This window comes from Brunnivagina elsteri CCALA 953, from assembly GCF_002289455.1.
GTDB classification, from domain to species: domain Bacteria; phylum Cyanobacteriota; class Cyanobacteriia; order Cyanobacteriales; family Nostocaceae; genus Brunnivagina; species Brunnivagina elsteri.
Map to the genome: position 1 here is coordinate 1 of NZ_NTFS01000250.1, position 9,843 is coordinate 9,843.

Sequence of the window (9,843 nt, forward strand, 5' to 3'; positions counted from 1 at the left end):
GGGAAAGGGGGGGAAGAGGGGTTCCCTTGTTGCCAAAACTCCAAGCTAGTCTGAAAATAATCAATGGCAGAATCAATGCGATCGCAGGCATAATCATCTAACCCGGAAACAAATGCCAGTGAAGCGTCAAGTTTGGGTTCTAAATCAATTCCGCGATGTTGTAACTCTTTAATGGCACAGCGAAATTCATAGCTGCTGTAATCCCAAACTTCCCCTAATGTGGCGTGGGAATTATTCTTACTACCTTGAACGTTACCAATATCTAAAATCTTCGCAAATAACGTATCAGTTTTATCCTGTAAAAATTGCCTCAACTCCTGGGTAGTCATCTCAAAACGGATCGGAGTTGCCGCCCAACTGGTAAAATCAGGGGCGAACCGCCGCAATTTTCGCAGCAGTTCATCGTTTACCCAAAACACCATCGGAAAATGATGACGTTTACGAAATTCATCGCGAATATGGTTAATGGTTCGCAATAAGTCGTCAAGTTCATCGACAGACTCCAAACCCAGAATTAGTAATGCTGCTGGTTTCTTATCCCCAAGTTGGGCATGGATAGTAGAATACAAACTAATTGCATTACTGGACAAAGTGACCTGATGGATTGGGTAGCTCTCTCCCAAAGTCTCCTCAAGTCGTTGCAGCATTTCCTCACGCAAAACCCCATAATTACAACCCACCAAACATAGCGAAAACTGCCCTTGAGAAAGTGCGATCGCTCGACGTAAACTATTCAAGGCACGGTCATTTGCCCCTAAGATACCTTCTGCTGCTGGGTGTTTTCCAACCATGATTTAAACTTCTGCGTTTCGGCTAAAACTGGATTGACAGCGAACCAAGCACCATCTTGATCGCGATATTCAAATACAAATAAACTACGTAACAAAGTGTGGTATTCAATATCACCCCTAACTTTTTGTTCCCGGACAACCTGAAATATCAAATCCCATTCATGGATATCAATGGGATTTGCCCGAAAATCTCGGTGTCGCTGAATCACCATCTCCACCAATTCCCGATCGAAAGGTGGGTCTTGTTCCCGCAGGCAATCGTATAATAAACCAAGCAAATCCCGAACGTGACCACCACTAATCAAACACAACCGATCGAGCGTGTCCTGATTATCAAACACCTCCGTAATTAACTCTAGTCTATCAACTGCACGGACATCAGGAAAAGCACGCGCCAATACCATCTGCCGCATTAATGCCAATCCAGGGTTATAAATTTCCCCAGTGCGTCGCCTAATTGGTATCATAGGTAGTACTTTCGGGGCAACACCACCCCCCAGACGTTGCTGGAGGTGAACACTATCGTTCGAGAAAGTAAGAGCCAAAGGAATGGTATAAACAAGGTGACAGTTGAGTTTACGAAGTTGTTCACCACGATCGATGAATAAATGTTCCGGCAAAGAACGTCCAGAAGGCAAAGGACGAATATCCACGCGATCGAGATTATCCACAATCACCACAAGTCCTTTTTTACCCTGCTGCTTCAATTCCTGATTAGCACGGTCTAAAAGTTCTTGGTTAATCGACTGTAAAATATTCTCAGTACGGGGTTCCAGGTAATCCCGCAAACGTCGGCGTAAATTGGGACTTTCCTTTGTTTTTGCGGTAATTTTGGCAATCCCCACCGATAATTCGCCTTGCAATTCTAAATCAAGCGGTGTTTGAATAAAATTAACAATTTCCCCAAACAACTTGACAAAATAGGTTGGCTTCAGGCGAATTTTGATAGCTTCCAGACTTTCGCTGACTTTTCCTGCGATCGCAAGCATAATATCAGTCACATCCAAATCCACCACATCTAAAACCTGCGTGGATTCAAAATAGACTACATGAAACTTTTGTTGTTCCAACTCCGCTTTCAGTCGCAACAACTCGGTCGATTTACCACATCCAATATGACCTGTAAACAGTTGACAAGTGGGTGTATCCGGCGAAATTCGGGTGATGGTGCGCTGCAAAGCTTCAATGATTTTACCACCTCGTACTGAAGCAAAATCAATATAGTACTGACGGTCTACAGCATTTCCTATCATTAGCGGTTTGCTCGGATTGCACGCTTGATAAAATCTTTCTAAATCTAAGAGCATAACCAATCTAACTTCCTTTGGGAAAGTAATAATGCTAGTTGTTAATGGTTAGTAGTTAATGGTTAATAGTTGTTAATTGCTAGTTACAAGACAATACAGTTAAGCATTTTTTTCCTTCTCTTTCTTGGCGTTCTCTGTGTCTATGGCGGTTTAAAATATTGAATAGATTATTCTTAACTGAACCGTATTGAGTTATAAGATACAAATTAGTACTCTATTCCCAATTCCCAATTAACCATAATTTAATAACATTCCTAAAACAACAAACCAAAAACACTACTTTTCTGTTTTTCTCTGAACTCTTGACAAAATTACTCGGAAGTGGGTTTATTAGTTATTAGGTAGAAATGCTATTAATGGACAAACCTATAACTAGATGAACTGTGTCTAGAAAATAGCTCAATAATTGCTAAAATCTACGTTGACATTATTCTGTTTTTGTGATGCATCCTAATTATTGCATTTTAATACCTCATGACTCAAACGTCTATACACACACTCAAAGCCAGAAATATCTGAACATAAAGCACAAAAATATCTCCCCAAAATTCAGGTAAATATGGGATAAAACGGCAATACAATCAAATTATTCTCGTTATTTAGCTGAGTATCTTAATTTCACTAAAAATAATTTCACTAAAAAATATAAGCTCTACAAAATAGAGGAGACAAATAACCTGTTGGAATTAGGTAAAATCAAGTGAAATCAAGTAATATTTAGAGATTTTATCGATAAAAGAAATTGAGTTTTTGGACAATCATATAATTTATTACCCCTTTTGAGATTTTATTGCGATCGCGAAACCAAAATTTTATTTACAAACTCTAATACAAGTAATTATATCTAAGTAAGATTATCTATATCCGAATAAAAATACAAACGAAAGCCCAGTCATGACTTAATACCTTAATTAAAAGGATTTAAGCAATTCTAAATGACATATAAAAAGAATTATGTATCAGTTTTTGCAACTTCCCAATTGCATACAAATATCGGGTTTTTCATTACGTCCAGCGATTAAATACGGTTTCAACTCTACCCCCTTACTTTCTGTGACCGTCGAAAAATTTGCTACATTTGAAGTATCTTGGGTTAAAATAGATAAGTTGCGAATTGCAACATTTCGACCTAGATAGCCGACAAAAATAGGCAGCGCAATCATTCCCAAGTAAATTAGTCTAATCATAAAAAGCCCCAGTAAATAAAATTCATGACATCCATGACACTGTGGTAAATGCGTATAGATAGTATTAAGATAACTGAGCATCGTTTGTTATCTAAATGACTTCAAATCCAAACTGTCAGTTCCAAACATTTTGGTCAGCAGTTTTGCCAGTAGTAAATACTTACAATTCGGCTTTCTACTTATGTATGCAGGTAAAACCCCAGTAAAACCGGATAAAATTTGGATAAAATTGAAATTAACAAACAAAAAAAATTGTGACAGCTGCAAACCACAGATAAAATAGTTAACAAACCCAGTCTAAAAACTCATTTCGCTGACTCATGACGACTTCACCAGACACAGATACCGCAATCGACAACGAAGGATATGGGGATTCGGACATTAACTCACTCGATGAATTACCGGATGAAGTCGAAATGTCCCTATTCGATCACCTCGAAGAACTCAGAAAGCGTATTTTTTACTCATTAATTGCGATCGCATTATCAGCAGTTGGCTGTTTCATCGCTGTCAAACCCCTAGTTAAGCTACTTGAAGTTCCCGCACAGGGAATCAAATTTTTGCAGTTGGCACCTGGGGAATTTTTCTTTGTCTCCTTTAAAGTGGCAGGTTACACAGGTTTGGTGCTTGCTAGTCCTTTCATTCTCTATCAAATCGTCCAGTTTGTCCTACCTGGGTTAACCCGAAAAGAACGACGTTTGCTAGCACCGATTGTTTTTGGTTCGAGTATTTTGTTTTTAGTTGGGTTAGTATTTGCTTACTTATTATTAATTCCCGCAGCTTTAAACTTTTTTATTAATTATGGTGCGGATGTTGTCGAACAATCTTGGTCAATCGAAAAGTATTTTGAGTTTGTATTATCGCTATTATTTTTAACAGGAATAGCCTTCCAAATTCCGATAGTACAAACCTTATTAGGAGCATTAGGGATTGTCTCATCCGCACAAATGCTTGCGGGTTGGCGTTCAGTAATTTTAGGTTCAGTTGTTTTGGGTGCAGTGCTAACACCATCAACCGATCCGCTCACACAAACTTTGCTAGCAGGAGCAGTTTTATTTCTCTATTTTGGTGGAATTGGTTTAGTGAAATTACTAGGAAAATAATAGTTAGTAACGTCAGGAAATTGGGTTTCTCCCCCATGAATAATCTCTAATAGTTGGAATAACCCAGAAACCCAATTTCTCCCTAAACACGAGAACCTAAATAATTCGTCGTTGCATAAAGCATCCGATGATGGGAGAAACCAGGTTTCTCACCCATGTTGCGTCGAAGATAGTCATACTGAGTTAAAGAGAAACCGGGTTTCTTGAACCTTGGTTGGGACGTTCTACCACTACTTTCATTAATAAAGTTATCTCAATAAATTCAGTGAGGTTAAAAATGACAGCACAACTTTCTCTGGAAGCAGAAATTAATCCAATGGTGTTGAAATTTCATCCTGTTATTACGATGACTGATGACCAACTATTTGATTTTTGTCAGCTAAATAAGGATTTTCGCATCGAACGCAACAAAACTGGAGAAATTGTAATTATGTCCCCCACAGGTTCGGAAACTGATGAGCGTAACTTTGACTTAATCGGGCAATTATGGTTATGGACAAAACAAGATGGTACGGGGGTTGGATTTGGTTCAAGTGGTGGATTTACATTACCATCTGGTGCGGTGCGTTCCCCCGATGCCGCTTGGATTAAAAAAACAGATTGGGAAGCCATTCCTCTAGACAAACGTAAAAAATTTGCCCCTATTTGTCCGCAATTTGTAATCGAATTACGTTCAGAATCCGACAGTTTAAAGGAACTGAAAACCAAGATGGAGGAGTATATCAAAAATGGCACTCTCTTAGGCTGGTTAATCGATCGCGTTCAGTGCAAAGTTTACATTTACCGTCCTAATACTGCGGTTGAAGAATTGGATAACCCTGCTAAATTAAGTGGAGAGGATGTTTTACCTGGTTTTGTACTGGATTTCAGCGAAATTTGGTAATTATTTAATACGCGATATGAACGCGATCGCACCTTACCTAACTTCTATATTTTTGAAAAATTAGAGAAATCCTAATTTTTGCCATGTGTCAATTTAGTCCCTTATTCCACCAACCATTCCGCAGCGCGATCGCCTAAATCTAAAGCGAGACTAACAGCCTTACCCAAACGTGGTTTTTCGCGAGTTTCCAGTATAAATACCTGCACTTGGGATGCTCCACCCATTGCATTGAGATAATTCGCCACGCTATCTAAATGCTCTTGATACTCCCCTTCACTGAGAGGGAAAGAAGCTTGTTCTAAATATTTCCACATTATTTGCATAAAGATTTTACCCTGAGTGCGGCGCAATTGCACATCATACGAGCGACCCCATTTAGCTAGTAACATCTCGCGTAATTCTTTCCCGGTCATATATTTACCTAACTATAATTTTACAATTCGTGATGATGTTAAATTGCGTAACTCAAGTATGATAAGAATATAAAGAAATGTAATGCTACCATAAAAGATGCTAGATATATCTTTAGAGAGCATAATCTCCGAAGAGAAAATTCTAGAGGCAGTTAACTGCGAAGTTTCTCTTCTTTGTGGCGACTGCCGTGCGGATTTGTGGGTCAAGGCATGTTTTAATTTGAGACAAGAGTTTCAAAAAGTGCTAGAACTCTAGTCCAATTTGTTAACAAAATACACAAAGAACGCTCAGATTATGGCTCAATTTTCAGAATCAATGGACGTGCCCGATATGGGGCGACGGCAGTTCATGAACCTCTTAACGTTCGGGACTGTGACAGGAGTTGCTCTGGGAGCATTGTATCCCGTTGTTAGTTATTTTATTCCACCTGCTAGTGGTGGGGCTGGTGGTGGAGCTACAGCAAAAGACGAATTGGGTAATGATGTCCTCGTCAGCAAGTTTCTCGATAGTCATAATGTAGGCGATCGCACTCTCGTTCAAGGACTTAAGGGAGACCCTACATACATTGTCGTCGAAAGCAAGGAAGCTATTACAGATTATGGTATTAACGCAGTGTGTACCCACTTGGGTTGCGTTGTACCCTGGAACGCCGCAGAAAACAAATTTAAATGTCCTTGTCACGGTTCGCAGTATGATGCAACTGGTAAAGTAGTTCGTGGTCCTGCGCCAAGGTCTTTGGCATTGAGTCACGCTGCTGTACAGGATGACAAAATAGTTCTTACCACTTGGACAGAAACCGACTTCCGTACAGACGAAGCACCTTGGTGGGCATAAATAACAAGTTAGCAGTTAGTAATTAGGAGTTAGGAATTTATTTAAACTCATAACTAACAACTAACCGCTAACAGCTAACAACTTGTATTAAAGATTGGCAGAAAAAAATAGTAGTCCTTATAGAGATGAGAAAATCTTTCACGACGACGCGGTTTCAATCCGCCATAAAAGCAATGACAAAATCATTGCTAGTTGCGATCGCATCTGTAACATTCTTCCTTACAAGTGCGATCGTATTACCCCAAACCGCCGAAGCGTACCCCTTCTGGGCACAGCAAACCTACCCCGAAACCCCTCGCGAACCGACAGGACGAATTGTTTGCGCCAACTGTCACCTCGCTCAAAAACCAGCAGAAATCGAAGTACCTCAATCTGTTTTACCTGACACTGTATTTAAGGCAATTGTGAAGATTCCTTACGATACCAGTGTGCAACAGGTTGGTGCTGATGGTTCTAAGGTTGGTCTAAATGTTGGTGCAGTATTAATGCTTCCCGAAGGCTTTAAAATTGCCCCCGAAGACCGCATTTCTGAGGAGTTGAAGGAAGAAGTTGGCGATACATACTTCCAGTCTTACCGCGAAGGAAAAGATAACGTCATCTTGGTTGGACCATTACCTGGGGAACAATACCAAGAAATTATATTCCCGATTCTTTCACCAAATCCCGCAACCGATAAAAGCATTCAGTTCGGTAAATATTCTATCAACTTAGGTGCAAATCGCGGACGCGGACAGGTTTACCCCACTGGTGAAAAGAGCAATAATAACCAATACACCGCTTCTGCTGCTGGTAATATTACCAAAATAGCCAAAGAAGAAGACGAAGACGGTAACGTTAAATATGCGATAAGTATCCAGAACGAATCTGGCGAAACTGTTACCGACATCATACCTGCTGGTCCTGAACTGATTGTATCGGAAGGACAAGCCGTAAAAGCTGGTGACGCGCTCACCAATAATCCGAATGTTGGTGGTTTTGGTCAAAAAGATACTGAAATCGTATTGCAAGATGCTAGCCGCATTGGTTGGTTGGTTGCATTCGTTTCCTTGGTAATGCTGGCACAAATAATGTTGGTATTAAAGAAGAAACAAGTGGAAAAAGTCCAAGCTGCCGAAATGAATTTCTAAGCATTGGATAGGTTTTAACAAAATGCCCTAATTCCCCATGTTCAGAAAACGGGGATATCAGGTACTCAAAAGCTCGATCTTCTTTTTAGTATTTTTGTGATTCTAAAATACTAAGGAGAACAATCGAGCTTTTTTAGTTTTAGCATTTTAGATTGCATATCATCTCTTCAGTATTAATTGACGTTCCCGACTTGGTAAATTAGGATAGTGATGATTTCTTTGTAATAGATAAGTTATCTTAATTCACTCACATGGAAAAATCAAAAAGGCTTCTAGAGTTTGATGCTATAAGAGGTTTAGCGGCTTTTTTTATAGTTTTATTTCATTATGGAAACCCCGCAAGTTGGCAAAATTCTCATCCATTTCACTATTTTTTCTATTTAGAAGAATTTGTCCAGCTATTTTTCATTTTGAGCGGTTTTTTTATATTATTAAGCATTAAAAGAATTAAAAGAAGCCTCGATTTTATTATCGGTCGTTTTGCCCGACTATACCCAGTTTATTGGATATCGGTTATTAGTACTATAGTTATCACCAATATTGCCATTTTTGCTAAACCTAGAACTGACAAAATATACGATATAATCTTAAATTTTTCAATGTTCCAAGAATTTTTTGGAGCCAAAAATATTAATATAGTTTATTGGACTTTAACCCTAGAATTATTATTCTACATTATTATTTTAATTATTTATTAACTTAAATATCCCCAGCTTATTCAAAAAGTCAGGGATATTATTCAGCTATTGTCAAAATTGTTACTATCCTTCGTAAACAATTAAATGGGTAGGTTTATAAGTATTAATAAAGTTCGTCATAATCTCTTTTTCCCTAGTAGTCGGAGTTGCAAAACATCCAGCCGTACCGCTATTAGAATTATTTAATAAAGCTGATGGATCGTAGTGAACACCAATTTCCGAACGCCCTGTATTAAATATAGGTGTAACTGGCGACCAAACACCACCAAATTCTCCACCTTTAAAACCGACAGAACCAGGAGAATCAAATTTATAAATACCGAATGGTAGAGGTGTTTGCGAACCCGCAATATTTGATGGTGTTTGTTTATTAGCACGACCAGAAACAGCACGAACTGTATTAATTAATTTACCAGTACCGTCAATTAATCGAGTTTGATATACTCTTAAACCATTAATTGTTTCTGTAGTTCTTTTTGCAACCAACTTTGCACTACGAATTACTGTAATAAATTCATTAGCAATCCAGCGATTTGTATCAATTTGTACCCATTTTCTCGAACCAGCGAATGTTGGTTCGCTGATTACTGTTACTTCTGTGCCATTAGTTAAGGATGTGACTACTGTTCCATTTGCGCGATCGCGAACGCTGAGGGTATCACCATCTTTGGTTGAAATGTAAGCTGTGTAAGCCATTAGTATATTCCTTAAATTAGTAAAGTAGTTTAAATTAGTCTGTTTTTTGTCGATGCTAATAACTTCAAATTTCCATGAGAGTATTTCGGAAATCTCTGTAACTAATTTCAAGATTTATACTCAACAACCAGGCTTCTGACTTCTCCAAACAGTCTAGATAGCTAAGGATGGGGATACCCAATCCCTACATTAAATATAGTTGTCATAAATTGTGATTTTTTTGACTTGAATTAACCGTACGGGTAATTCAGAATTATTTGGGCTTTGATTTGTGGGCTTTGAGAACATTACACAAAGAATAAAACATGAAAAAAATCATTTCGTTATTGTTAGTAATATTCCTTAGTTGGAGTATTGTTTTAACTTCACCTGCTGTTGCTGCTACTTCCAGTGGAGCCAAAATTTTCAATGCTAATTGTGCTGCTTGCCATGCAAGAGGAAGAAATTTAATCCAAGCGCAAAAAACCTTGAAAAAAGATGCTCTCGAAAAATATGGTATGTACTCAATGGCTGCGATCGCAAAGCAAGTTACCTATGGTAAAAATGCGATGCCTGCTTTTAGAGGACGTTTGAAACCACAGCAAATTGAAGATGTATCTGCGTATGTACTCGCACAAGCTGATAACAATTGGAAATAGATATCATAGATATCTAAGAGCATGTTTGAAAAGTTTGGGAAGGTATAATTTGTCATTCTGAGTGGAGCTTTGCGGAACGTTCGCGTTCGCGAAGCGTGTCGCTTGCGACTCAGCGTTCTCGAAGAGTAGAATCTGGAGTTTAGCCCACATACTGAGATGCTACCC

Annotated in this window: 10 protein-coding genes and 1 pseudogene; 6 read left to right on the forward strand and 5 right to left on the reverse strand. The window is 38.7% G+C overall.

Going from position 1 to position 9,843, the window contains the following annotated elements:
* The 3 genes and pseudogenes from CK510_RS19800 to CK510_RS19810 form a co-directional block, all read right to left on the reverse strand.
* Positions 1-791 (reverse strand): annotated as a pseudogene (locus tag CK510_RS19800) (WD40 domain-containing protein); the annotation flags it as partial.
* Positions 755-2,098, reverse strand: a complete 1,344-nt coding sequence (locus CK510_RS19805; protein ID WP_095723339.1) for a P-loop NTPase fold protein — start codon at positions 2,096-2,098, stop codon at positions 755-757. The pseudogene CK510_RS19800 and the gene CK510_RS19805, both read right to left, overlap by 37 nt.
* A 959-nt stretch (positions 2,099-3,057) precedes the next feature.
* Positions 3,058-3,285 (reverse strand): hypothetical protein, encoded by a 228-nt coding sequence (locus tag CK510_RS19810; RefSeq protein WP_095723340.1) that lies wholly within the window; start codon positions 3,283-3,285, stop codon positions 3,058-3,060.
* Positions 3,286-3,605: 320 nt separating this feature from the next.
* Here CK510_RS19810 and tatC point away from each other — a divergent pair, with 320 nt between their 5' ends.
* Positions 3,606-4,388 carry a twin-arginine translocase subunit TatC gene (tatC, locus tag CK510_RS19815; protein ID WP_095723341.1) on the forward strand — a complete coding sequence of 261 codons (783 nt, stop codon included), beginning with the start codon at positions 3,606-3,608 and terminating at the stop codon, positions 4,386-4,388.
* Between the two features lie 277 nt (positions 4,389-4,665).
* The gene (locus CK510_RS19820; protein ID WP_095723342.1) at positions 4,666-5,271 is read left to right on the forward strand and encodes a Uma2 family endonuclease; all 606 of its coding nucleotides are present in this window, start codon (positions 4,666-4,668) and stop codon (positions 5,269-5,271) included.
* A gap of 101 nt (positions 5,272-5,372) precedes the next feature.
* Here CK510_RS19820 and CK510_RS19825 read toward each other — a convergent pair whose 3' ends face one another.
* On the reverse strand, positions 5,373-5,684 hold the full coding sequence (locus CK510_RS19825) for a DUF3067 family protein (RefSeq protein ID WP_095723343.1): 312 nt from the start codon (positions 5,682-5,684) through the stop codon (positions 5,373-5,375).
* 295 nt (positions 5,685-5,979) lie between these two features.
* Between CK510_RS19825 and petC the strand changes: the two genes are divergently transcribed.
* The 3 genes from petC to CK510_RS19840 all read left to right on the forward strand — a co-directional run bounded on the left by petC (position 5,980) and on the right by CK510_RS19840 (position 8,344).
* Positions 5,980-6,519, forward strand: a complete 540-nt coding sequence (gene petC / locus CK510_RS19830; RefSeq protein ID WP_095723344.1) for a cytochrome b6-f complex iron-sulfur subunit — start codon at positions 5,980-5,982, stop codon at positions 6,517-6,519.
* A gap of 125 nt (positions 6,520-6,644) precedes the next feature.
* A complete protein-coding gene (gene petA / locus CK510_RS19835; protein ID WP_095723345.1) occupies positions 6,645-7,646 on the forward strand; it encodes a cytochrome f in 1,002 nt (333 codons plus the stop codon).
* Positions 7,647-7,897: 251 nt separating this feature from the next.
* Positions 7,898-8,344 (forward strand): acyltransferase family protein, encoded by a 447-nt coding sequence (locus tag CK510_RS19840; RefSeq protein ID WP_095723346.1) that lies wholly within the window; start codon positions 7,898-7,900, stop codon positions 8,342-8,344.
* 63 nt (positions 8,345-8,407) lie between these two features.
* On the opposite strand, the gene CK510_RS19845 is transcribed toward CK510_RS19840, so the two are convergent.
* Complete coding sequence (locus CK510_RS19845) at positions 8,408-9,040, reverse strand: SH3 domain-containing protein (RefSeq protein WP_095723347.1); 633 nt, start codon at positions 9,038-9,040, stop codon at positions 8,408-8,410.
* 305 nt (positions 9,041-9,345) lie between these two features.
* Between CK510_RS19845 and petJ the strand changes: the two genes are divergently transcribed.
* Entirely contained in the window at positions 9,346-9,678 is a 333-nt protein-coding gene (petJ, locus tag CK510_RS19850; RefSeq protein WP_095723348.1) for a cytochrome c6 PetJ, read from the forward strand.
* Positions 9,679-9,843: the final 165 nt, after the last annotated feature.